General features: G+C 71.2%; 19 protein-coding genes. 18 read left to right on the top strand and 1 reads right to left on the bottom strand.

Annotated elements, in window-relative coordinates; all coding sequences use genetic code 11:
• Nucleotides 1-175 precede the first annotated feature (175 nt).
• Nucleotides 176-931, bottom strand: coding sequence for a carbohydrate-binding protein (locus tag ABZX22_RS32260; RefSeq protein WP_354916346.1), 756 nt, complete (start codon nt 929-931; stop codon nt 176-178).
• Between the two features lie 132 nt (nt 932-1,063).
• On the opposite strand from ABZX22_RS32260, the gene ABZX22_RS32265 reads away from it, so the two are divergent.
• The 18 genes from ABZX22_RS32265 to ABZX22_RS32350 all read left to right on the top strand — a co-directional run bounded on the left by ABZX22_RS32265 (nt 1,064) and on the right by ABZX22_RS32350 (nt 23,122).
• On the top strand, nt 1,064-2,353 hold the full coding sequence (locus tag ABZX22_RS32265) for a folylpolyglutamate synthase/dihydrofolate synthase family protein (RefSeq protein ID WP_354916700.1): 1,290 nt from the start codon (nt 1,064-1,066) through the stop codon (nt 2,351-2,353).
• Nucleotides 2,350-2,691, top strand: coding sequence for a DUF4233 domain-containing protein (locus ABZX22_RS32270; protein WP_354916349.1), 342 nt, complete (start codon nt 2,350-2,352; stop codon nt 2,689-2,691). Before ABZX22_RS32265 ends, ABZX22_RS32270 begins: the two co-directional genes overlap by 4 nt.
• A gap of 11 nt (nt 2,692-2,702) precedes the next feature.
• The gene (locus ABZX22_RS32275; RefSeq protein WP_354916352.1) at nt 2,703-5,069 is read left to right on the top strand and encodes a hypothetical protein; all 2,367 of its coding nucleotides are present in this window, start codon (nt 2,703-2,705) and stop codon (nt 5,067-5,069) included.
• Nucleotides 5,070-5,169: 100 nt separating this feature from the next.
• On the top strand, nt 5,170-5,580 hold the full coding sequence (gene ndk / locus ABZX22_RS32280) for a nucleoside-diphosphate kinase (RefSeq protein ID WP_354916355.1): 411 nt from the start codon (nt 5,170-5,172) through the stop codon (nt 5,578-5,580).
• 788 nt (nt 5,581-6,368) lie between these two features.
• A complete protein-coding gene (locus ABZX22_RS32285) occupies nt 6,369-7,400 on the top strand; it encodes a rod shape-determining protein (protein ID WP_354916358.1) in 1,032 nt (343 codons plus the stop codon).
• Between the two features lies 1 nt (nt 7,401).
• Nucleotides 7,402-8,280: a rod shape-determining protein MreC gene (gene mreC / locus ABZX22_RS32290; protein WP_354916361.1), complete on the top strand. Its 879-nt coding sequence runs from the start codon at nt 7,402-7,404 to the stop codon at nt 8,278-8,280.
• The gene (gene mreD, locus ABZX22_RS32295) at nt 8,277-8,738 is read left to right on the top strand and encodes a rod shape-determining protein MreD (RefSeq protein ID WP_354916364.1); all 462 of its coding nucleotides are present in this window, start codon (nt 8,277-8,279) and stop codon (nt 8,736-8,738) included. Before mreC ends, mreD begins: the two co-directional genes overlap by 4 nt.
• Nucleotides 8,738-10,873, top strand: a complete 2,136-nt coding sequence (mrdA, locus tag ABZX22_RS32300; protein WP_354916367.1) for a penicillin-binding protein 2 — start codon at nt 8,738-8,740, stop codon at nt 10,871-10,873. The genes mreD and mrdA overlap by 1 nt, the downstream gene beginning before the upstream one ends.
• Complete coding sequence (gene rodA, locus ABZX22_RS32305) at nt 10,870-12,033, top strand: rod shape-determining protein RodA (protein WP_354916369.1); 1,164 nt, start codon at nt 10,870-10,872, stop codon at nt 12,031-12,033. Before mrdA ends, rodA begins: the two co-directional genes overlap by 4 nt.
• 45 nt (nt 12,034-12,078) lie before the next feature.
• Complete coding sequence (locus tag ABZX22_RS32310; RefSeq protein ID WP_354916372.1) at nt 12,079-13,989, top strand: TIGR03960 family B12-binding radical SAM protein; 1,911 nt, start codon at nt 12,079-12,081, stop codon at nt 13,987-13,989.
• Nucleotides 13,990-14,097: 108 nt separating this feature from the next.
• A complete protein-coding gene (locus ABZX22_RS32315; protein ID WP_354916374.1) occupies nt 14,098-14,841 on the top strand; it encodes a TIGR03936 family radical SAM-associated protein in 744 nt (247 codons plus the stop codon).
• Between the two features lie 221 nt (nt 14,842-15,062).
• The gene (locus ABZX22_RS32320; protein ID WP_354916377.1) at nt 15,063-17,945 is read left to right on the top strand and encodes an Rne/Rng family ribonuclease; all 2,883 of its coding nucleotides are present in this window, start codon (nt 15,063-15,065) and stop codon (nt 17,943-17,945) included.
• A gap of 274 nt (nt 17,946-18,219) precedes the next feature.
• Nucleotides 18,220-18,522: a 50S ribosomal protein L21 gene (rplU, locus tag ABZX22_RS32325; protein WP_184973140.1), complete on the top strand. Its 303-nt coding sequence runs from the start codon at nt 18,220-18,222 to the stop codon at nt 18,520-18,522.
• Nucleotides 18,523-18,537: 15 nt separating this feature from the next.
• Nucleotides 18,538-18,795, top strand: coding sequence for a 50S ribosomal protein L27 (rpmA, locus tag ABZX22_RS32330; protein WP_012893687.1), 258 nt, complete (start codon nt 18,538-18,540; stop codon nt 18,793-18,795).
• Between the two features lie 242 nt (nt 18,796-19,037).
• Nucleotides 19,038-20,390, top strand: a complete 1,353-nt coding sequence (obgE, locus tag ABZX22_RS32335) for a GTPase ObgE (RefSeq protein WP_354916382.1) — start codon at nt 19,038-19,040, stop codon at nt 20,388-20,390.
• Between the two features lie 77 nt (nt 20,391-20,467).
• Nucleotides 20,468-21,595: a glutamate 5-kinase gene (proB, locus tag ABZX22_RS32340; protein WP_354916385.1), complete on the top strand. Its 1,128-nt coding sequence runs from the start codon at nt 20,468-20,470 to the stop codon at nt 21,593-21,595.
• Nucleotides 21,596-21,613: 18 nt separating this feature from the next.
• Entirely contained in the window at nt 21,614-22,894 is a 1,281-nt protein-coding gene (locus ABZX22_RS32345) for a glutamate-5-semialdehyde dehydrogenase (RefSeq protein ID WP_354916388.1), read from the top strand.
• A 51-nt stretch (nt 22,895-22,945) separates the two neighbouring features.
• Nucleotides 22,946-23,122, top strand: a complete 177-nt coding sequence (locus ABZX22_RS32350) for a hypothetical protein (RefSeq protein WP_354916391.1) — start codon at nt 22,946-22,948, stop codon at nt 23,120-23,122.
• Nucleotides 23,123-23,143: the final 21 nt, after the last annotated feature.

Raw genomic sequence — 23,143 nt, forward strand, 5'->3', positions numbered from 1 at the left:
GTGTGGGAGAGTAGGTCGCCGCCGCGCAATCTTTACGGTAAGGGCCATCCCGGTTGGGGTGGCCCTTTCTGCTTTTCCGGGCTGTTTCGAGGGCGTGCCGGAACGTTCCCGCACGCCTGTCGGACTTCTCTGGTATGCGCTTTCCCAGATAAGTCGACGCCTCATCGCCAAAAGGTCACACGGGTTGCCAGAGGGCCGGCGTGTTGGGCGGTTCCCAACCGACCTGCGCGGTGTGCGGCTGGAGACAGCGATACGTTCGCCCGCCGTACTGGACCTGGGCTCCGGCGGGGTAGGTGGTGCCGGCGCGCCAGGTGCCGCTTCCGGGCGGCGGTGACGTCGGCGGGGCGCCCGGCACGTTCAGGACGAAGTCGAACGTGGCGGTGCCCGGCTGCGGCACGTTCATGAGCAGGGCGGGGTTGAAGATGGTGTCGGTGTTGTTGCGCGGCTCGCCAGGGAAGTAGAGCTGGGTGGTGAGGACGGGACGGTTCGGTGCCTGCAGCTTGACGTGCAGGTGCCTGGTCCTGCCGGGATAGAGGCCGGGGACGATGGTCGTCAGCCTGAACGCCCCCTGGGCGTCGGTGAACTGGTGACCGCGCAGGTTGTACCCGACGTTGTCGTAGGCGCCCTGGGCGTCGGCCTGCCAGAAGTCCATGAGGACGTTGGCCAGGGGCTGGCAGCTGAGGCCGAAGACGTAGCCGCTGACGGTCAGGGCGGTGCCCGAACCCGGTAAGACCGAGCGGCGCGGGGAGTTCGGCTTGAAGTAGGGACCTTCGGTCTGCGGGGGTGTCGGGCCGTCGCCGTCGTCGCAGGACGGGGTGAGAGCCGGGGGCGATCCGGCCATGGCATGGGCCTGGTTGACCACCAAGGGGAGCGGGGCGGCCAGCAGCGCCGCCTTCAACACGGTTTTGCGGGTGATTCCTTCGCCTTCCATGGCCCAAGAATCGCAACGCCGGGGTGGAGCGGCCTACCCTCCAAACGTGCATACGACCGACGTTATGGAAGGGCCTGCCGTACGAGCGGATAGGGTTGTGGGGTGGATTATCGTGCGGTTGAGCGGGCCATCATGGAACGCGGCGTCGAATGGGACTTCGAGCCGACGCTCGACAGAATCGTGGCCCTTCTGGACCTTCTCGGCTCACCGCAGCGGGCCTTCCCCGTCGTGCACATCGCCGGGACGAACGGCAAGACGAGCACGGCCCGGCTGACCGAGGCCCTGCTGCGGGAGCGCAACCTGCGCGTCGGGCGTTTCACGAGCCCGCATCTGGTCTCCATGCGGGAGCGGATCGTCGTGGACGGCGAGCCGCTCAGCGAGGAGCGGTTCGCGGCCGTCTACGAGGAGATCGCGCCCTACGTCGAGCTGAACGACACCAGGGGCCGGCGCATCCAGTTCTTCGAGCTGCTCACGGCGATGGCGTTCGCGGCGTTCGCCGACACGCCCGTCGACGTGGCGGTGATCGAGACGGGGATGGGCGGCACGTGGGACGCGACGAACGTCATGGACCCCGTCGTGTCCGTGATCACGCCGATCTCGCTCGACCACACCGACCGGCTGGGCCCGGACATCCCGTCCATCGCCGCCGAGAAGGCGGGCATCATCAAGGCGGGCGCCACCACGATCCTCGCCCAGCAGGAGCTGGAGGCGGCCGAGGTGCTCATGCACAAGGCCGTCGAGGTGGGCGCGGTGGTCGCGCGTGAGGGGCTCGAGTTCGGCGTGCTGAGCCGCGAGGTCGCGATGGGCGGCCAGCTGCTCACCCTGCGCGGCCTCAAGGGCGTCTACGAGGACGTCTACCTCCCGCTGTACGGCGCGCACCAGGCGAGCAACGCCGCCTGCGCGCTGGCCGCCGTCGAGGCGATGACCGGCGGCGACGACCCGCTCGACATCGAACTCGTCCGGCAGGGCTTCGCCCAGGCCGCCTCTCCGGGCCGCCTGGAGGTCGTGCGCAGAAGCCCCACGGTCGTCCTCGACGCCGCCCACAACACCGGCGGCATGACGGCCACGCTCGACGGGCTGCATGAGGCCTTCGACTTCGCCAAGGTGATCGGCGTGGTGGCCGTCATGGCGGACAAGGACGTCAGCGGACTGCTCGAGCTGCTGGAGCCGGTGCTCGACCAGATCGTCGTCACCCGTAACTCCTCGCCGCGCTCGATGCCCGCCGACGAGCTGGGCGAGCTGGCCGCCGGGCTGTTCGGCGAGGACCGCGTGCACGTCGTCGGGCGGCTCGACGACGCCATCGACAGGGGGCTCGCCATCGCCGACGCCGAGGGCGAGTTCAGCGGCACGGGAGTCCTCATCACCGGCTCCGTCGTGACCGCGGGCGACGCGCGCCTGCTGCTGAAGGTGGACCAGCCATGAACTTCGAGGTGACACCCGGCATGCGCCGCCTCGGCGCGAGCGTGCTCGGCATGCAGGCGATCGTGGTCGCGCTCATCACGCCCGTGGCCATCAAGATCCAGCAGGTCCCGGTGGCGGTGGCGGTGACGGTCGGCATCGGCCTGGCCGTCCTGTGCGTGGTGGCGGCAGGCCTGCTCAAACGGCCTGTCGGCTACGTCATCGGCAGCCTCGTGCAGGTGCTGGCGATCGCCACCGGGTTCCTCGTGCCCATGATGTTCTTCCTCGGGGCGATCTTCGCGGCACTGTGGATCACAGCGATATTCGTCGCTCGCCGTGTCGAGGGCGTGACTTCCCGCTAAAGTCGGCCAACATGGCCGTCCCCCCCATCGACCCCCCCATCGAGCGGTCCCAGGCCGTCGGCCTCGAGGGACCCGCCGCAGGCGCCAGGTTCTCCTGGCTGCTCGACGTGACACTCGGGCTACTGATCGTCGCCGCGCTGCCCCTGGCGATCCTCGCGATCCCCAACACCGTGTCCCTCGTCGCGGCACTGCTGCCGCCGGAGTTCGACAGGCTCGAGCTGATCAGGGCGCACGGGCTGGCGCTGCCGGCGATGATGCTGACCGTGCCGCTGGCATCGGTGCTGGTGCAGCGGATGAAGGCCGCGCCGATCCTGCTCACGGGGCTGGCGGTGCTGGCCCTGGCCGACGCGGCTGGCGGTTTCGCCGGCTCGGCGCTCCTCGTGGGGCTGCTGCGGGTGGTCCACGGCATCGGCGCGGGCCTGCTGGTCCCCGCCCTGCTGATGGCCGCCTGGGAGCGGGCGCCGCTGCTGCGGGCGCTCTGGACGGGCATGCTCGCCGTCAGCCTCCTCGCCGCCCAGGCGCTGGCGCTCTGGCCGCTCGACGCCGCGCGCCACTGGCGGGTCACGCTGCAGCCGTACCCGCTGCTGACCGGCATCGCGCTCGGCCTGGCGGCCGTCTACCTCGCTCTCGGCGTGGTCATGGGCGCCACGGGCACCCCCGGGCCGCGCGCGGCCGAACGCAGCAGGTTGACGCTGACGGCCGTGCCCGCGGCGGGGCTGGCGGTGCTGGCGGTCGGCACCACCTTCGGCTGGCCGGCGGGGCTGGTCATCCTGGCGGCGCTGTTCTCGATCGCGGCGTTGCTGACGCTGGCCTCGATCGGCACGTTCGAAGGTCCGGCCGGGCGCGCTCTTGCCTACGCCATGTTCGCGGTGGGCGTCGTGGTGCTGCCGACGGCCGCCCAGGTCACCTACATGGAGCTGGGCGGGGTCGGCGGGCCCGGGCTGAGCGGCCTGTGGCTGCCCTTCGTCATCTGCGCGGTCCTGGGCGCGGGCGCGGCGCTGGCCGTCGGCGTGCTCGACAGGGCGGCGATGCCGTGGCTGTCGAGGGCGGGCCTGGTCACGATCGTGGTGGGGCTGTGCGCGGTGCGGCTCATGGTGCCGGCCAGCGACGGTTTCCTGCTGGTCGTGCCGTTCGCGCTGCTGGCCCTGGGCGCGGCCGTGGCGCTGACCGCGGCGCTGCGCATGTCGGGGCCGGGGGCGGCGCTCTACGGGCTGTCGCTGTGCTTCCCCGGGGTGCTGGCCGGATACCTGCTCGGCACCGGCGTGCAGATGGTGCTGCTCGGCAGGCCGCAGTCGGCCCAGCAGCTGGTGGACAGGTTCGTGGAGGCGCTGCATCTGTGGGCGTTGATCGGCGGGTTCCTGGTGGTGGCGGTCATCGTGCTCGCGGCGCTGCTGGGGCGGCGCTCGGCCGCCCGTGCCGCCGCTGCCGCCGGAGATGACGAGGAGACCCCCTGCGGGGCTCCTGGAGACCTCGTGGGTACGGCTGCCGCCGCCGACGGCCTCTCTGGGTCCTCGCCGGACCTGCGGGGGCCGTGGGCGGCGAGGACGGCACGGGAGCGGGCCGCTGAGTTCCCGGTGGCGGGCGACGGCATCGCGCCGGAGGAACCCGCCGGGACGTCGGCCACATGGGCGAGCCGGCAGACGCCGATCGAGCGCGAAACAGGCCGGGAGGCGTCAGGCGGGCCCCGGCCGGGTCAGGAGACGTCGGACGGCTTCGAGACGGCGCGAGAGGCACCGGCCGGCTTGGAGGCGGCGCGAGAGGCGCCGATCGGCTTGGAGGCGGCGCGAGAGGCGTCCGCCGAACGCGGCGGCAGGGCGTGGTTGTCGGCGGAGCGTGGTGAGAGGGTGCCGGACGAGGACACGCCGACAGGCGAGGTTCCCAGGGTGACCGCCGCGCAGGACCGGAGGATGGCTTCACGGGCCGGGGCCGTCGCCGATGAGAGCACCGCGGCCCGGCGCGCGGACGGCTCGCCTGGATCGTCGGCGTCGCCGGGGCAGCCCGCGCCCGGCACGCCAGGTGGCGCTCCCACCCTGTCGACCGGCGACGGCGGCGCTGCAGGTCGGTCGCCCGGCGCCGGCGGTGCGGCTGGCCGATCGACCGCCGAGGGCGAGGCTGCGGGCCGAGCGGCCGGCGACGGCGGGGCTGGTGGTCGAGCGGCCGGCGACGGTGGTGCGCGTGGCCGGGCGATGGGCGATGGCGGCGCGCCCGGGAGCGGGGTGACCGACGGGCTGTCCGCGGGTGGCGCGCGCGACCCGCGGCCGTCGGGCGAGGTTCCCGCCGGCAGGGGTGTTTCAGCGGAAGGGCCGGGCGAGGGGACGGGGCCGATGCCGGTCGTCCCGCCGCCCGCGCAGTCCCCGGAAGACGCCGCCGACGACTAGGTGAGTGTCGTCGAGCACGGGGAATTCGTGAGAGGGCGGTAAGCTTCGCGCGTTCGCCGCATTTCGCGACCAAGACATCCAGTTCAAAGGAGAACCACCAGTGTCCGAGCGCACTCTTGTCCTGATCAAGCCCGACGGGGTGAAGCGCGGCCTCATCGGTGACGTGATCGCTCGCATCGAGCGCAAGGGCCTCAAGATCGTGGCCATGGAGCTGCGCCAGCTCGACGCCGAGACCGCCAAGGCCCACTACGCCGAGCACGCCGAGCGGCCGTTCTTCGGCGAGCTGGTGGAGTTCATCACCTCCGCGCCGCTGGTCGCGCTGGTGGTCGAGGGCCCCCGCGCGATCGAGGCCTTCCGCTCGCTGGCCGGTCTGACCGACCCGGTCAAGTCGGCTCCCGGCACCATCCGTGGCGACCACGCGCTGGAGATCGGCGAGAACGTCGTCCACGGCTCCGACTCGCCCGAGTCGGCCGCGCGCGAGATCAAGATCTTCTTCCCGGACCGCTTCTGAGGTTCCGTCCCAGACGCCGGCCCCGCACCACCGCGGGGCCGGCGTCCGGCGTTTGACGCCCCGTTGGGAGTTCGACGCTCCATGAGCCTCGAACGGTCATCGACGGCAGCTGAACGTCCGGTGGCCTGCGGGTTTGACGGCTCCTTGAAGGTGTTGACGGTCTCTTGAAGGACGTCGCCTCCTTCACGGGGCGGCGGTGCCGTTTCCCGTCCGCTCTGCCGGTCGCCGATCGTCTCGGGCGGCGTCTCGCGCCGGTCGTGCACGGAGGCGCTGTCCGCGGGTGGGCCGGGCGCGGCGTCCCGCGCCGGTCCTGCATGGAGGCGCCGTTTCGTGGGGTGAGGGGCGGCTTCATCGGGTCCCATCCCGTACGGCAAGCCGCCCCGGGCGCCTTCGTGTTCACCGGTCGGCGCCCGTCCAGGGGACGCTTCTCGGGAGCCGCCGGCGGGCCGCCGTCACGGACCCCCGAGACGATCTCCGTGTCCCCCGGCTTTGCCTTTCCTTTGCCCTCCAGTCTGTGACGAAAGGGGCAAATCACCCCACCGAGAAACCCTGACAAATCAGGTCAATCCGCACGTCGGGCGGCGCGCTCGATGATCTCGACGCGCCTGCCCCGAGGATCCGTGAACACCGGGTCTGACGTGGTGCAGGTTTGCGGGCAAACGGGTGGTGAGGGGGAGGCGAGAAGATTTTTGAGGGCCACCCGGGCTCATTGCGCTCACATGCGGGTACGTCACGTTACGATTCAAATGCGATCCGTAATTATTCGCGACGACGTTACGGGGCTCCCCATGAGCAGCAGGCTCGCCTTTCTCGGCCGTGACATGGCGGTCGATCTCGGTACCGCCAACACGTTGGTCTACGTGCGTGGCCGCGGCATCGTGCTCAACGAGCCGTCCGTCGTCGCCATCAATACCACGACCGGCAAGATCGTCGCCGTGGGTATCGAGGCCAAGCGCATGATCGGCCGCACCCCCGGCAACATCGTGGCCGTGCGCCCCCTCAAGGACGGGGTGATCGCCGACTTCGACGTGACGGAGCGGATGCTGCGCTACTTCATCCAGCGCGTCCACAAGCGCCGCCACTTCGCCAAGCCGCGCATCATCATCGCGGTGCCCAGCGGCATCACCGGGGTGGAGCAGCGGGCGGTCAAGGAGGCCGGCTACCAGGCGGGCGCGCGCAAGGTCTACATCGTCGAGGAGCCCATGGCCGCCGCGATCGGAGCCGGGCTGCCCGTCCACGAGCCGACCGGCAACATGGTCGTCGACATCGGCGGCGGCACCACCGAGGTGGCCATCATCTCGATGGGCGGCGTGGTGACCAGCCAGTCGATCAGGGTCGGCGGCGACGAGCTCGACCAGGCGGTGATCACCTTCGCGAAGAAGGAGTACTCCCTGATGCTCGGCGAGCGCACCGCCGAGGAGATCAAGATGGCCATCGGCTCGGCCTGCGCCTCCGACGATGAGTTCAACGCCGAGATCAGGGGCCGCGACCTGGTGAGCGGGCTGCCCAAGACGATCGTGGTCTCGGCCGAGGAGATCAGGAGGGCGATCAGGGAGCAGGTCAACACCATCATCGACGCGGTCAAGACCACGCTCGACAAGTGCCCGCCCGAGCTGTCGGGCGACCTGATGGACCGCGGCATCGCGCTCACCGGCGGCGGCGCCCTGCTCAAGGGCCTGGACGAGCGGCTGAGGGACGAGACCGGCATGCCCGTCCACATGGTGGAGAACCCCCTCGACTCCGTGGCGCTCGGTTCGGGCAAGTGCGTGGAGGAGTTCGAGGCGCTTCACTCGGTGCTGGTCCCGGAACCACGTCACTGAGATGAGGGACACGCGCCGTGCCCGGCTCATCCTCGGGCTGCTGCTGACCGTGGCGCTGGTCGTGCTGACCGTCGACCACCGCGCGGGCGGCAGCTCGCCGTTCGCCCTGCTGCGCGGAGTCGGCTCGTCGCTGTTCGGCGGGGCGGAGCGGCTCGTGGCCGGGGTCGTGACACCGGTCAGCGAGTTCGTGGGGGCGCTGGCCGGCGCTCCGGGAGCCCGTCGGCGGATCAAGGAGCTGGAGGCGCAGAACGCCGAGCTTCGCGCCGGCCTGGTGGCGGCCGCTCTCGACAAGGCCCGTTCGGCGGAGCTGCGCAGGCTGCTCGGCACCGCGCAGCGGGGCGGCTACACGGTCGTCCCCGCCACCGTGGTCGCCCGCAGGGGGCACCCGGGTTTCGAGGACGCCGTCGAGATCGACGCCGGCACCAGCGACGGGGTGCGGCCCGAGATGACCGTGATCAACGGCGACGGCCTGGTGGGCCGGGTGGTACGGGCCACGGCGGACAACGCGACCGTCATGCTGCTGAGCGATCCCGCCTCGTCGGTGGGCGCCAGGCTGGAGGGCGACAACGAGATCGGCGTCATCCACGGCGTCGGCGAGTACGGCAGGCTGGTGCAGTTCCGGCTGCTCGACTCGACCGCCCGCCTCACGCCGGGCACCAGGATCGTCAGCTTCGGCTCGCAGCGCGGCGTGCCGTACGTGCCGGGGGTGCCGATCGGGGTGATCGAGCGGGTGGAGGCGACGCCCGGCGAGCTGACCCGCATCGCCTACGCGCGGCCCTTCGCCAACCTCAGCGGGCTCGACGCGGTGGGGGTGGTGGTGGCCGCGCCCCGGCGTGACCCGCGCGATGTGGTCCTGCCCAGGCTGGCGGGCGAGCGGTGATCGCGATCCTGGTGGTCGTCGTGGCGCTGCTGGTGCAGGTCACGGTCGTCAACAGGTTCCCGCTGCCGCCCGGTGGCGGGCCTGATCTGGTGCTGCTCGTCGTGATCGGGCTGGCGCTGGCCAGGGGGCCGGTGACGGGCGCGGTCATCGGGTTCTGCGCGGGGATCCTCATCGACGTGATGCCGCCGACCGCGCACGTGCTCGGCCAGTACGCCTTCGTCTACGCGCTGGTCGGCTACGTGGCGGGCCGCCGGCCGGGCGGCACGCTGGTGACCGTCATGCTGTGCGTGCTGGCGGCGCCGCTGCTGGCGGCCGCCGTGGGCTGGCTGATCGGCGACCCGCGGGTCACGGCCGCCTCGGTCACCTCGGTGGTGCCGGTCACCGTGCTGTACTCGCTGCTCCTCGCGCCCCTGGTCATCCGGCTGATCATCGCCGGCCGGTCGGAGAGGTACGCGTGATGACCAGGATGCGCACCAGGCTGTTCGTGCTCCACGTGCTCGTCGTCACGCTGCTGGCGGTGCTGTCCGTACGGCTGTGGCAGGTCCAGATGATGCGCGGCGCGGAGTTCGTCAGCGCGGCCGACGAGACCAGGAACAGGAACGTCGTGGTGCCCGCCGTCCGCGGGCAGATCCTCGACGCCTGGGGCCACCCGCTGGTCCGCAACCGGACGGCGCTGGTCATCTCGGTGGACAGGACGGCGCTGACCAGGATGAAGGACGGCGGCGCGAAGGTGCTCCAACGGCTGTCGGAGGTGCTCGGCACGCCGGCCAGGCTGCTGGAGAAGCGCATCCAGCCGTGCGGGCCCAAGGTGACCAGGCCCTGCTGGACCGGCTCGCCGTACAGTCCGATCCCGATCGACCAGAAGGCCACCACCCGCGAGGCGCTGCAGATCCTGGAGCGGCAGGAGGAGTTCCCCGGTGTGACGGCGGAGGTGCAGGCCGTCAGGGAGTACCCGGGCGGGAAGGCGGGCGCGCAGATGCTCGGCTACCTGCAGCCGGCCACCGAGGACGAGCTGGAGAAGCGCGAGGGGCTGAAGGCGGAGTTCTCGGGCGTCGACGTGGTCGGCCGCGACGGCCTGGAGTACGTCTACGACGAGGCGCTGCGCGGCAAGAGCGGGCTGCGCAAGGTCCAGGTCGACAGGATGGGCAAGTCGCTCGGGGTGCGGCAGCGGGTGGCGCCCGTTCCCGGCGACACCCTCATCACCAGCATCGACGCGCGGATCCAGGGCATCGTGGAGAAGGCCATCGACGGGGCGATGAAGAAGGCGCCCCAGGCCGACGGGGCGGCGGGGGTGGTGCTCGACGCGCGCTCCGGCAGGGTGGTCGCGCTGGCCAGCGCGCCCGGATACGACCCCGCCATCTGGACGGGCGGGATCTCCGAGAAGGAGTACCAGCGGTTGCTGTCGGACAAGGAGGGCAAGCCGCTGGTGTCGCGGGCGATCAACGGCCAGTTCGCGCCTGGCTCGACGTTCAAGGTGTCGTCGGTGTCGGCGATGCTGCGCGCCGGCTACCCGTTGCACGGCCAGTACTCCTGCCCAGGCTCGTACATGGTCGGCAGCAGGGCGTTCAACAACTTCCGCGGGATCGGGCTCGGCACGCTGACCCTGCACACCGCGCTGGTGCGCTCGTGCGACACGATCTTCTACAAGTCCGCCTACGAGCAGTGGCTCAAGGACGGCGGGCTGCGGCCCAAGAAGCCGCCGAAGGAGCGGTTCGCGGCGATGGCCCGATCGTTCGGGTTCGGTCGGCCCACGGGTGTCGACCTGCCGGGCGAGTCGTCCGGCCGCATTCCCGACCGGACCTGGAAGAAGGAGATGTGGGCGGCCACCAGCGCCGTCAACTGCCGCCGTGCCCGCACCGGCTACCCCGAGGTGGCCGACAGGGCCAGGGCCGCCTTCCTCAAGCGCCTGGCCTACGAGAACTGCCTGGAGGGCTACCTGCTGAGGCCCGGCGACGCCGCCAACTTCTCCATCGGGCAGGGCGACGTGCTCGTCACGCCGCTGCAGCTGGCCACCGCCTACGCGGCGCTGGTCAGCGACGGCAAGCTGCGCAGCCCGAGGATCGGCTGGGCGCTGGTACGGCCCGACGGCACACTGGTGAAGAAGATCGAGGTGCCGGTCAGGGGCGTGTTGCCGTTGAGCCCCAAGGAGCGCGCCTACATCAAGAACGCGCTCAGCCAGGTCGCCTCCGACGGCACCGCGGCGGGCGCCTTCACCGGGTTCCCGATGGACAAGGTGCGGGTCGGCGGCAAGACGGGTACGGCCGAGGTCTGGGGCAAGGCCGACACCTCGTGGTTCGCCTCCTTCGCGCCGACCGCCAATCCCCGGTTCGTGGTCGTGGTCATGGTGTCGCAGGGCGGCATGGGCGGCTCGACCGCGGCGCCCGCCGTACGGGAGATCTACGAGGGGATCTACGGCTTCCCTTCGGCGGCGGACGGCGAGAAGAAGGACACGGTGACGGACGCGGTGACGGACGCGGTGACGGACCCGGCGAAGGAAGCGGCGAAAGACAAGGACCGGCCCAAGGGAGGGCGGCCCGAGCTGCCGACCGGGGTGCTGCCGAAGATCAAGAGTGACGGCACGGTGGCGCGATGACGGCCCGCACGCAGCTGAGGCCGCGCCGGCACTTCGCGCTGGCCGCCGTGGGCGCGCAGTCGGCGCTGTGGCGGCTCGACTGGGTCATGCTCGTCGCGGTGGCCGCGCTGGGCGTGATCGGCACCCTGCTGGTCTGGTCGTCGACCCGCACGTGGGCGCCGGGCGCGACGGGGCTGGTCAAGAAACACGTGCTCAACCTGCTGCTCGGGGCGGTGATGTGCGGGGTCGTGTCGATGGTCGACCACCGGCTGCTGCGGGCCTACGCGCCGATGGCCTACCTGGTGACGGTGATCGGGCTGGTGCTGGTGGCCACCCCCGTGGGCACGACGGTCAACGGCTCCCACTCGTGGATCATGCTCGGCGGCGGGTTCGCGATCCAGCCCTCGGAGTTCGCCAAGGTCGGGCTGCTGCTGATGCTGGCCATGCTGCTGGCCCAGCCCGCGGAGGGCACCGATCGGCCGCGCGGGCTCGACGTGGCGTTCTCGCTGGCGCTGGCGGTGGGCACGATGGGCCTGGTGATGCTGCAGCCCGACCTCGGCACGACGCTCGTGCTGGCCGTCATCACCGCGTCGGTGCTGGTCATCGCGGGCATCAGGAAGCGGTGGCTGGTTCTGCTGACATTGTGCGGCGTGGCCGGCGGGGCGTGCGTGTGGCTCTTCGAGCTGCTGGAGCCGTACCAGGTGGCGCGTTTCACCGCCTTTCTCGACCCGGGCGTGGATCCCCGGGGCGTCGGCTACAACAGCACCCAGTCGATGATCGCGATCGGCTCCGGCGAGTTCTTCGGCAAGGGCCTGTTCATGGGCGGGCAGACGAACGGCAGGTTCGTGCCCGAACAGCACACCGACTTCATCTTCACGGTCGCCGGCGAGGAGTTCGGCTTCCTCGGCTCGGTCACGGTCGTCGCGCTGCTCGGGGTGGTGCTGCTGCGCGGCCTGCACATCGCCAAGCAGTGCGACGACCGCTTCGGCACGCTGGTGGCGGGCACGATCGTGTGCTGGATCGGGTTCCAGACGTTCGTCAACATCGGGATGACCATCGGCATCATGCCGATCACCGGGCTGCCGCTGCCGTTCGTCTCCTACGGTGGCACCGCGACCTTCGCCAACCTGATCGCGGTGGGGATGCTGCAGGCGATCAGGATCAGGGAGAGAGCGTACTGACGGCGGCCGACCCAGTGGTGTTGTCGCTCCATTACCCTTGGTGCTATGTCTGTCGAGTCATTGTTCCCACGCCTGGAAGCGCTGCTGCCCAAGGTGCAGAAGCCGATCCAGTACGTCGGGGGTGAGCTCAACTCGACGGTGAAGGACTGGGACGAGGCCTCGGTGCGCTGGGCCCTGATGTATCCCGACGCCTACGAGGTGGGCCTGCCCAACCAAGGCGTGGCCATCCTCTACGAGATCCTCAACGAGCTGCCCGACACGCTGGCCGAGCGCACCTACTCGGTGTGGCCGGACCTCGAGGCGCTCATGCGCGAGCAGGGCGTCCCGCAGTTCACCGTGGACGGTCACCGCCCCGTGCGCGCCTTCGACGTGCTGGGCGTGTCCTTCGCCACGGAGCTGGGCTACACCAACATGCTGACCGCGCTCGACCTGGCCGGCATCCCGCTGCTGTCGGTCGACCGCGGCGACGACGACCCGATCGTGCTGGCGGGCGGCCACGCCGCCTTCAACCCCGAGCCGATCGCCGACTTCCTCGACGCGGCCGTGCTGGGCGACGGCGAGCAGATCGCCATCGCCGTCAGCGAGGTCGTGCGCGAGTGGAAGGCGGAGGGACGGCCCGGCGGTCGTGACGAGCTGCTCATGCGGCTGGCCGAGTCGGGCGGTGTCTACGTTCCGAAGTTCTACGACGTCGAGTACCACCCCGACGGCCGCATCAAGCGTGTGGCTCCCAACCGGAGCAGCGTGCCGTGGCGGGTGCACAAGCACACCGTCATGGACCTCGACGAGTGGCCGTATCCGAAGAAGCCGCTCGTCCCGCTGGCCGAGACGGTGCACGAGCGGTTCAGCGTGGAGATCTTCCGCGGCTGCACCAGGGGCTGCAGGTTCTGCCAGGCCGGCATGATCACGCGCCCGGTCCGCGAGCGGTCGATCACCACCGTCGGCGCCATGGTCGAGAACGGCATCAACGAGTCCGGCTTCAACGAGGTGGGCCTGCTGTCGCTGTCGTCGGCCGACCACTCCGAGATCGCCGACATCGCCAAGGGGCTGGCCGACCGTTACGAGGGCACCAACACCTCGCTGTCGCTGCCCTCGACCAGGGTCGACGCCTTCAACATCGACCTGGCCAACGAGTTCTCGCGCAACGGCCGCCGTTCGGGCCTGACCTTCGCGCCCGAAGGCGGTTCCGAGCGCATGCGCAAGGTGATCAACAAGATGGTCACCGAGGAAGACCTGATCCGCACCGTCAGCACGGCCTACAGCCAGGGCTGGCGGCAGGTGAAGCTCTACTTCATGTGCGGCCTGCCCACCGAGCAGGACGAGGACGTGCTCGGCATCGCCGACCTGGCCAAGAAGGTCATCAAGGCGGGCCGCGAGGCCACCGGCTCGCGCGACATCCGCTGCACGGTCTCCATCGGCGGGTTCGTGCCCAAGCCGCACACCCCGTTCCAGTGGGCCGGGCAGGCCGACCACGAGACCGTCGACCGGCGGCTCAAGGCCCTGCGCGAGGCGCTGCGTGGCGACAGGGAGTACGGCAGGGCGATCGGCTACCGTTACCACGACGGCAAGCCCTCGATCGTGGAGGGGCTGCTCTCGCGCGGCGACCGCAGGGTCGGCGCGGTCATCAGGGCCGTCTGGGAGGACGGCGGCCGCTTCGACGGCTGGAGCGAGCACTTCTCCTACGACCGCTGGATGACCGCCGCGGAGAAGGCGGGCGTCGACGTCGACTGGTACACCACGCGCGAGCGCGAGGAGAACGAGGTCCTGCCTTGGGACCACCTCGACGCCGGCCTCGACAGGGAGTGGCTCTGGCAGGACTGGCAGGACGCCGTCAACGAGGCGGAGGTCGAGGACTGCCGGTGGACGCCGTGCTACGACTGCGGTGTCTGCCCGACCATGGGCACCGAGATCCAGATCGGCCCGACGGGCCGCAAGCTGCTGCCGCTCACTGTGGTATAGAGACGGCCTTATCCTGAAACGAAGAAACTCTGACACGGGAAGGAAGACGACGTTCTGAAGCCTGTTCCCGAGGGGCCCGCGCCCGCGCCCACGGTGCAGCGCCTACGCGTGCGCTACGCCAAGCGCGGACGCCTGCGCTTCACCAGCCACCGCGACATCTCGCGGGCCGTCGAGAGGGCGGTCCGCCGTGCCGGCATTCCGGTGGCCTTCAGCGCGGGATTCTCTCCCCATCCGAAGATCTCCTACGCGGGTGCGGCGCCGACGGGCGTCGCCAGCGAGGCCGAATACCTCGAGCTCGGCCTGACCGAGCCGTGCGATCCCGGCAGGATCCGCGCGGATCTCGACGCCTCGCTGCCTCCAGGTCTCGACGTGATCGACGTCGTCGAGGCGCGTACTGGAGCGCTCGCCGACCGCCTGGAGGGTTCGACGTGGGAGCTGCGGCTGCCGGGCGCCGACAGTGAGCTGGCGCGCGCGGCGGTGGAGAAGTTCCTCGCGGCGGGCACCGTCGAGGTCGAACGCCTCACCAAGAAGGGGATGCGGCGCTTCGACGCCCGCGAGGCGGTGCTGACACTGGCTTCAGAAAGAACTGCAGCTCAGGTGCCAGGACAGTCGTGTGTCATACTGCGCATGGTTGTTCGGCACGTGACTCCTGCCGTTCGACCCGACGACGTGCTCACGGGCCTGCGCCTGGTGGCCGACTTCGCGCCGCCGGTCCCCCCCGAGGTGACCAGGCTGGCGCAGGGGCCGCTCGACGCCGTAACCGGTGAGCCCGCCGACCCGTTCGACCTTGACCGCGACATGACGCGCGGCGGCGCAGCGGGACCGGCAGGCACGCACGTCGACGGCAGGTGAGAGATGTGAGCTGCCGCACTGGCACGAACGTGACATGGCGGCTGCGCGTCTCACACCGCAAGGGAGAGCTTTGCGAGCCCCGCACGGTGGCGGGGCCCGGAGGGCTCGACCGCTGACAGGACTTGGCGTCCGCGCCTGTCGCAGGCGCGGACGGACAACGAGACACGAGGGCTCCTGCGCGGCGCGGCGACGCGCCCGGGGGCTGACGGGAGAGCGCCCGCATGCTCGACAACGAGCCCGGCACCGGGGCCCATGGCCCTGACGGGGAAACAACAGAACAGACTGCCGCGCCGAAGCGCCGACGCTCGGCGAGCAGGCCCGCGGGGCCGCCGCCGGAGGAGATCGACGACGTTCCGACGGTAGTCGTCACCACGCAGGCTTCCGGTCCGTCGGGGGCGGCGTCAACCGGTTTTCCGGCCTCCGCGCCGGCGAGCGCGGCGCGGGCCAACGGCACGGCCGCCGCTGACGAGGCTCTCGAGGGTCCGGCTTCCTCCGAGGTCGCCGGTGCCGAGGTGCCGACCGGCGTGCTCGAGGGCGCGGTTCAGGCCGCGCGGGCCGCCGTGGGGCAGGCCGCCGAGCAGGCCGCGGCGGAGCAGGCCGGAGCGGAGGAGGCGCCCGCGCCGAAGCGGGCCACCCGGTCCCGGTCGACCGCCACGACCACGCGCCGCCGTACGACGAGGAAGGCAGCCGAGGAGGCGCAGGCGGCCGAGCAGGCCGCCGCCGCGGAGCCTGACGGCGCCGACACCGCCGCCGAGCAGGTGGCGGAAGAGGCCCCGAAGCGGCGCCGCACCCGCAAGAAGGCCGAGCCGGAGCCCGAGCCGACCGCCGAGGTTGAGCCGTCCGTCGAGACGGCCTCGCCCGTCGAGGCCGCGGTGGCCGCCGAGCTGATCGAGACGCTGCCGGAGAGCGAGCCGCTCGACGACGAGCCCGCGGGCGAGGACCTCGACGAGGAGCCGGCCGCCAGGCCCGCGCTGTTCGCCGACCCGTTCGGCCTGTCGGCCAGGGCGGTCCAGGAGCCCGACACGACCTTCCAGCGTCCGGCCGCGATCTTCACGCCGCTCTTCCAGGCGCCCGACCCGAGCCAGGCCCAGCCCGCCAGGGTCGAGCCGCCGCAGCCGGTGAAGCCGGCGGCCGACGAGGCCGAGGCGCTGTTCGACGAGGAGCAGGCCGAGGAGCTCGACGAGGTCGAGGACGAGACCGACGGCGACGATCAGGAGGACGCCGGCGGCAGGCGCAGGCGCCGGCGCAGGGGCGGCAGGGGCCGCGGCAAGTCGCGCGAGCGCGACGAGGACGGTGCCGACGCCGACGAGTCCGACGAGGACGAGGAGGCCGCCGACGGCGGCGAGGAGGCGGAGGAGTCGTCGGCCGACGAGGAGGAGCAGTCGACGTCCCGTCGCCGCAGGCGCAGGCGGCGCAGGGGCGGCGACGAGGTCGCCGAGCCCGCCAGCGACGACCCGCCCAACACCGTGGTGCGCATCCGCGCCCCGCGCACTGGCCGGTCGAGCTCGCTCGACACCTCCGCCGACGGCGTGCAGAGCGTGCGCGGCTCCACCCGGCTGGAGGCCAAGAAGCAGCGCCGCCGTGAGGGGCGCGAGCTGGGCCGCCGCAGGCCGCCGATCATCACCGAGTCGGAGTTCCTGGCGCGGCGCGAGTCCGTCGACAGGATGATGGTGGTGCGCCGGCAGGGCGGCCGCACCCAGATCGCGGTGCTCGAGGACGGCATCCTCGTCGAGCACTACGTCAACCGCGAGGCCAGCCAGTCCTACGTGGGCAACGTCTACCTCGGCAAGGTGCAGAACGTGCTGCCGTCGATGGAGGCGGCGTTCGTCGACATCGGCAAGGGCCGCAACGCCGTCCTGTACGCCGGTGAGGTCAACTTCGACACCGCCGGACTGGAGGGCCAGCCCAAGCGCATCGAGGCCGCCCTCAAGTCGGGCCAGTCGGTGCTGGTGCAGGTCACCAAGGACCCGCTCGGCCACAAGGGCGCCCGGCTCACCAGCCAGATCTCGCTGCCCGGCCGCTACCTCGTCTACGTGCCCGACGGGTCGATGACCGGCATCAGCCGCAAGCTGCCCGACAAGGAGCGCACGCGGCTGAAGAGCATCCTGAAGAAGGTCATGCCCGAGAACGCCGGCGTCATCGTGCGCACGGCCGCCGAGGGCGCCTCCGAGGAGGAGCTCGGGCGCGACGTGGCCAGGCTGTCGGCGCAGTGGGAGGCCATCCAGAAGAAGGCCAAGTCCGCCAGCCCGCCGGAGCTGCTGTCGTCCGAGCCCGACCTGACCATCCGCGTGGTCCGCGACGTCTTCAACGAGGACTTCTCCTCGCTGGTCGTGCAGGGCGAGGAGGCGTGGGAGACCGTCGACGAGTACGTGAAGTACGTCGCGCCGCACCTGGCCGACCGGCTCACGCGCTGGGACGAGGAAGGCGACGTCTTCGAGTCCTACCGGATCGACGAGCAGCTGGCCAAGGCGCTGGAGCGCAAGGTGTGGCTGCCGTCGGGCGGCTCGCTGGTGATCGACCGCACCGAGGCGATGACCGTCGTCGACGTCAACACCGGCAAGTTCACCGGGCAGGGCGGCAACCTCGAGGAGACCGTCACCCGCAACAACCTGGAGGCGGCCGAGGAGATCGTCCGCCAGCTCAGGCTGCGTGACATCGGCGGCATCATCGTCATCGACTTCATCGACATGGTCCTGGAGTCCAACCGCGACCTTGTGCTGCGGCGGCTGCTGGAGTGCCTGGCCCGCGACAGGACCAAGCACCAGGTCGCCGAGGTCACCTCCCTCGGTCTGGTCCAGATGACCCGTAAGCGGGTCGGTCAGGGCCTGCTGGAGGCCTTCTCGACGCCGTGCGACTGCTGCAACGGGCGTGGCCTGATCGTCTCGACCGAGCCGGTCGAGGGCAAGCCGGAGCCGCGGGGCACCCAGGGCAAGATGGCCATCGAAAAGGCGGTGGCGGAGAAGGTCTCGGCGGCCAATGACTCCGCCAACCGTGATACCGTGACCGGTGCGCTTGATGACGTCCCCGCCACGGAGGACGACCAGGCGAACCAGACTTCCGGCAGGGGGCGGCGACGCTCCCGCCGAGCCAAGTCGGCCGAGTAGCGCCGGCTACGGCGGCGCCCCGCTCCGGCGGGGCGCCAACCGAGCCGGCCTCCCACTACGGCGTGAGCGTCCCTTTCGGCGGGCGGAACGCCAGCGGGCATGGCCGGTTTGTCCGACGACCCAGCCGGTTCGACCGGGGGCCGGTAATCCGGTAACCTAGTCAATCGGTGCGTCCAGTGACGCGCCCTGTTCGCGCGCCCACTCGGTTCGTCGGTTCCAGACAGTGATCGAATGCCGGGCGCAGCATTCAGAGAGTCAGCAGAAGGGTTCCGCGGTGTACGCGATCGTTCGTTGCGGCGGCAGGCAGCAGAAGGTCTCCGTCGGTGACGTCCTCGAGGTGGACAAGGTCGCCGGCGAGGTCGGTTCTTCGGTTTCGCTGCCGACGGTGCTCGTCGTCAACGATGGCGACGTGACCACGGAGGCGGGCAAGTTCACGGTCAGCGCCGAGATCCTCGGCGAGACCAAGGGCCCCAAGATCCGCATCCTCAAGTACAAGAACAAGACCGGTTACAAGAAGCGCCAGGGTCACCGCCAGCGGTACACCCAGGTGAAGATCACCGGTATCAACCAGGCCTGATCGGGAGTTTGAGAGATGGCACACAAGAAGGGCGCGTCGTCCACCCGGAACGGCCGTGACTCCAACGCCCAGCGCCTGGGCGTCAAGCGCTTCGGTGGCCAGCTGGTCAACGCGGGCGAGATCATCGTCCGCCAGCGCGGCACCCACTTCCACCCCGGCGACAACGTCGGCCGTGGTGGCGACGACACGCTGTTCGCGCTGGCCGCCGGCCACGTGCAGTTCGGCGTCAAGCGCGGCCGTCGCGCCGTGAGCATCGTCCCGGTCGCGGAGTAATCCGCCGCCGACGAACGTTGTAGCAAGGGGTGGATCGTCATGGTCCACCCCTTGTTCGCGTTCTCGGGGCCCTGAGGGTCTCCGGTACGGCAGGCGAGCGGGCCGGGCCAGGCGGGCCGCGTCGCGACGGCCGGCCCCGCGCTGGAGGAGCGTCTCCCTGGAGGGACGCCGGCCCCGCGCCGAGGGTGGGCTTGCGCCGGCTTGCCGTACCAGATGAAACGTAGAGGATGGAGAGACGGGTAGTGGCGGACTTCGTGGACCAGGTGGTCCTGCACATCAAGGCCGGCGACGGCGGGAACGGCTGCGCCTCTGTCCACCGGGAGAAGTTCAAGCCGCTCGGCGGGCCCGACGGCGGCAACGGCGGGCGGGGCGGCGATGTCGTTCTCGAGGTCGACCCCAACACCGCCACGCTGCTCGACTACCACCGCCGCCCGCACCGCAAGGCCGACAACGGCAGGCAGGGGCAGGGCAGCAACAGGGAGGGCGCCAACGGCGGCGACGTCGTCCTGCCGGTGCCCAACGGGACCGTGGTCAAGGACGCCAGGACCGGCGAGGTGCTGGTGGACCTGGTGGGCGCCGGTACCCGCTACGTGATCGCCCAGGGCGGGCACGGCGGCCTCGGCAACGCCGCCCTGGCGACGGCCAGGCGCAAGGCGCCGGGGTTCGCGCTGCTCGGCGAGCCGGGTGACGCGCTCGACGTGGTGCTGGAGCTCAAGAGCGTCGCCGACGTGGCGCTGGTGGGCTTTCCCAGCGCCGGCAAGTCGTCGCTGATCGCGGCGCTGAGCGCGGCCCGGCCGAAGATCGCCGACTACCCGTTCACGACCCTGATCCCCAACCTCGGCGTGGTCACGGCGGGGGACACCGTGTTCACGGTGGCCGACGTGCCGGGGCTCATCCCCGGCGCTTCGCAGGGCAAGGGGCTCGGCCACGAGTTCCTGCGCCACGTCGAGCGGTGCGACATGCTCGTGCACGTGATCGACTGCGCCACCATGGAGCCGGGTCGCGACCCGATCACCGACTACGAGGTGATCGAGGCCGAGCTGCACGCCTACGGCCAGCTCGAGGACCGGCCCAGGATGGTCGTGCTGAACAAGGCGGACGTGCCCGACGCCCGCGAGCTGGCCGACATCGTGCGCGCCGACCTGGAGGCGCGCGGCCTGAAGGTGTTCACGGTCTCGGCGGCCACGCACGAGGGGCTGCGCGAGTTCACCTTCGCGATGGGCGAGTGGGTGGCCGCGGCCCGCGCCAACAAGCCGGTCGAGGAGCCGACGCGGCTGGTGCTGCGGCCCAGGCAGCTCGGCGTGGCGGGCTTCGCCGTCCGCAAGGTCAACGACAACGTCTTCCAGGTCACCGGCGAGAAGCCGGAGCGGTGGATCCGGCAGACCGACTTCACCAACGACGAGGCCGTGGGCTACCTGGCCGACCGGCTGGAGCGGCTGGGCGTCGAGGAGCAGCTGGTCAAGGCCGGGGCGGTCGCGGGCGCCGAGGTCGTCATCGGGTCCATGGAGGACGGCTACATCTTCGACTGGCAGCCGACGCTCAACGCCGAGTCCGTCCACGTGGGGCCGCGGGGCACCGACAACAGGCTCGGCTGACGAGATGATCGCGTAGATCGGTAAGGTGTCCGCACGGCCCGGGGGAGTCCCGGGCGCGGCAGCGGGCCTCGGATAGGGTGCGGGACGTGCGGGAACAGATCAGCTCAGCGTCGAGGGTCGTCGTCAAGGTCGGATCCTCCTCGCTCACCACCCCTCAGGGCGTGATCGACGTCGACCGGGTCGACGCGCTGGTCGACGTGCTGTCGGCGCGCCGCCGTGCCGGCACGCAGATCGTGCTGGTCTCCTCCGGCGCGATCGCGGCGGGCCTCGGCCCGCTGGGGCTGTCCGCGCGACCCCGCGACCTGGCCACCCAGCAGGCCGCCGCCTCCGTCGGCCAGGGCGTGCTGGTCGCCCGCTACACCTCCTCCTTCGCCCGGTACGGCCTGCGCGTCGGCCAGGTGCTGCTGACGGCCGACGACATGATGCGCCGCTCGCACCACGCCAACGCCCAGCGCACGCTCAACCGGCTGCTGGAGCTCGGCATCATGCCGGTCGTCAACGAGAACGACACGGTGGCCACCGACGAGATCCGCTTCGGCGACAACGACCGGCTGGCGGCGCTGGTGGCGCACCTCATCCGCGCCGACGGGCTGGTGCTGCTGTCGGACGTCGACGCGCTCTACGACGGGCCGCCCTCGCGGCCCGGTTCCACCCGGCTGGCCGAGGTGCGCGGCCCTGAGGACCTGGTCGGCGTCGAACTGGGCAAGAACGGCGCGGCCGTCGGCACCGGCGGCATGGTGACCAAGGTGCAGGCCGCGCGCATCGCGACCGGCGCGGGCGTGCCCGTGGTGCTCACCGCCGCGGCGCACGCCGCGCAGGCGCTGGCCGGAGCCGATGTCGGCACCTTCTTCCACCCCGGCGGGCGCCACCCCGGCACCAGGCTGCTGTGGCTGGCCCACGCGACCACCGGACGCGGGCGGCTGACGCTCGACGAAGGCGCGGTCGAGGCGGTCGTCACCCGGCGCAAGTCGCTGCTGCCCGCGGGCGTCGTGTCGGTGGAGGGCGACTTCGCCGCGGGCGACCCCGTCGACCTGTGCGGTCCGCGCGGCCGGGTGGTGGCGCGCGGGCTGGTCAACTTCGACGCGGGGGAGATCCCCGGGCTGCTCGGGCGCTCGACGAAGGAGCTGGCCAGCCGTCTCGGTCCGGAATATGAACGCGAGCTCATCCACCGAGACGACATCGTCATACTGGAAGCCCACAGCTAGCTCGAGAGGTAGGGCGCGATGTCCGAGGAGTTCCTGAAGGTTGCCCACGCGGCGCGAGAGGCCGCCGCCGAGCTGGCCCCGCTGCCGCGGGCGGCCAAGGACAGGGCCCTGCGCGCCATCGCCGACGCCCTGGTCGAGCACCGTGCGGAGATCATCGAGGCCAACGCCGCCGACGTGGCCAAGGCCAGGGAGGCCGGCACCTCCGAGGCGATGATCGACCGGCTCCGGCTCGACGAGGCCAGGGTCGAGGCCATCGCGCAGGCCGTCCGTGACATCGCCGAGCTGCCCGACCCGGTGGGTGAGGTCGTGCGGGGCGGCACCCTGCCCAACGGCCTGGAGCTGCGCCAGCTCAGGGTGCCGCTGGGCGTGATCGGCATCATCTACGAGGGCCGTCCCAACGTCACCGTCGACGGCGCGGCGCTGTGCCTCAAGAGCGGCAACGCGGTCCTGCTGCGCGGCTCGTCCAGCGCCTACTCCTCCAACACCGCGCTGGTGAAGGTCATGCAGGCGGCGCTGGAGGCGACCGAGGTGCCCGCCGGAGCCGTCCAGCTCGTGCCCGGTCTGACCCGCGACTCGGTCAAGGAACTGATGAGGGCCCGTGGCCTGGTCGACGTGCTGATCCCGCGGGGCGGCGCCTCGCTGATCAACTCCGTGGTCGAGGAGTCGACGGTTCCGGTGATCGAGACCGGCGTGGGCAACTGCCACGTCTACGTCGACGCCGACGCCGACCTCGATCTGGCCGTGGAGATCCTGGTCAACGCCAAGGCGCAGCGTCCGTCGGTGTGCAACGCGGCCGAGACCCTCCTCGTCCACGCCGACGCGGCCGACCGCTTCCTGCCCAAGGCGCTGGCGGCGCTGGCCGAGGCGGGCGTCACCGTCCACGGCGACGCGCGCGTGGCCGCCTTCGGCGAGGTGGTCCCGGCGACCGAGGACGACTACCTCACCGAGTACCTGTCGCTCGACATCGCCGCCGCCGTCGTCGACTCTCTGGAGGCGGCGGTCGCCCACATCAGGAAGTACGGCTCGGGCCACACCGACGCGATCGTCACGCGCTCGCAGCGCGCCGCCCGCAGGTTCGTCCAGCTGGTCGACTCCGCCGCCGTCGCGGTCAACGCCTCCACGAGGTTCACCGACGGGGGCGAGTTCGGGTTCGGCGCGGAGATCGGGATCTCCACCCAGAAGCTGCACGCGCGCGGACCGATGGGTCTTCCTGAGCTGACCTCGACCAAATGGGTCTACACCGGCGAAGGGCATCTTCGCACGTCAAAGGGTACGGTCATTCCGCCGAGTTGCGGCTGAGCCGCGTGTCCGAGTTGGCACGCGGCGGCGATGGCGGCTTGACTGGCCCCCATGGCTTTGGTGATAGCGATCATTTTCGCGGTTGTGGTGCTGTTCGCCGCCGACCGGTTGCTGCTGTGGATGGAGAGCCGCGGACACATCAACTGGCGCAGGAAAGGCCGTAAGAAGCTCGCCGAGGAGCCCACGACGGGGCTCGACGCCATGCTGTCCGACACTTCCCACCGATGACCGGCGCGCCGCGATCGTAAA

Source organism: Nonomuraea sp. NPDC003804 (assembly GCF_040610675.1).
Classification (GTDB): domain Bacteria; phylum Actinomycetota; class Actinomycetes; order Streptosporangiales; family Streptosporangiaceae; genus Nonomuraea.

Excerpts from the sequence above, each read along its gene's own strand:
- ABZX22_RS32265 (WP_354916700.1), top strand. The coding sequence starts at position 1,064 with ATGGAACGCGGCGTCGAATGGGACTTCGAGCCGACGCTCGACAGAATC.
- ABZX22_RS32275 (WP_354916352.1), top strand. The coding sequence starts at position 2,703 with ATGGCCGTCCCCCCCATCGACCCCCCCATCGAGCGGTCCCAGGCCGTC.
- ABZX22_RS32285 (WP_354916358.1), top strand. The coding sequence starts at position 6,369 with ATGAGCAGCAGGCTCGCCTTTCTCGGCCGTGACATGGCGGTCGATCTC.
- rodA (WP_354916369.1), top strand. The coding sequence starts at position 10,870 with ATGACGGCCCGCACGCAGCTGAGGCCGCGCCGGCACTTCGCGCTGGCC.
- ABZX22_RS32345 (WP_354916388.1), top strand. The coding sequence starts at position 21,614 with ATGTCCGAGGAGTTCCTGAAGGTTGCCCACGCGGCGCGAGAGGCCGCC.
- rpmA (WP_012893687.1), top strand. The coding sequence starts at position 18,538 with ATGGCACACAAGAAGGGCGCGTCGTCCACCCGGAACGGCCGTGACTCC.
- ABZX22_RS32310 (WP_354916372.1), top strand. The coding sequence starts at position 12,079 with ATGTCTGTCGAGTCATTGTTCCCACGCCTGGAAGCGCTGCTGCCCAAG.
- ABZX22_RS32260 (WP_354916346.1), bottom strand. The coding sequence starts at position 931 with ATGGAAGGCGAAGGAATCACCCGCAAAACCGTGTTGAAGGCGGCGCTG.
- ABZX22_RS32320 (WP_354916377.1), top strand. The coding sequence starts at position 15,063 with ATGCTCGACAACGAGCCCGGCACCGGGGCCCATGGCCCTGACGGGGAA.
- mreC (WP_354916361.1), top strand. The coding sequence starts at position 7,402 with ATGAGGGACACGCGCCGTGCCCGGCTCATCCTCGGGCTGCTGCTGACC.
- ABZX22_RS32350 (WP_354916391.1), top strand. The coding sequence starts at position 22,946 with ATGGCTTTGGTGATAGCGATCATTTTCGCGGTTGTGGTGCTGTTCGCC.
- mrdA (WP_354916367.1), top strand. The coding sequence starts at position 8,738 with ATGACCAGGATGCGCACCAGGCTGTTCGTGCTCCACGTGCTCGTCGTC.
- ABZX22_RS32270 (WP_354916349.1), top strand. The coding sequence starts at position 2,350 with ATGAACTTCGAGGTGACACCCGGCATGCGCCGCCTCGGCGCGAGCGTG.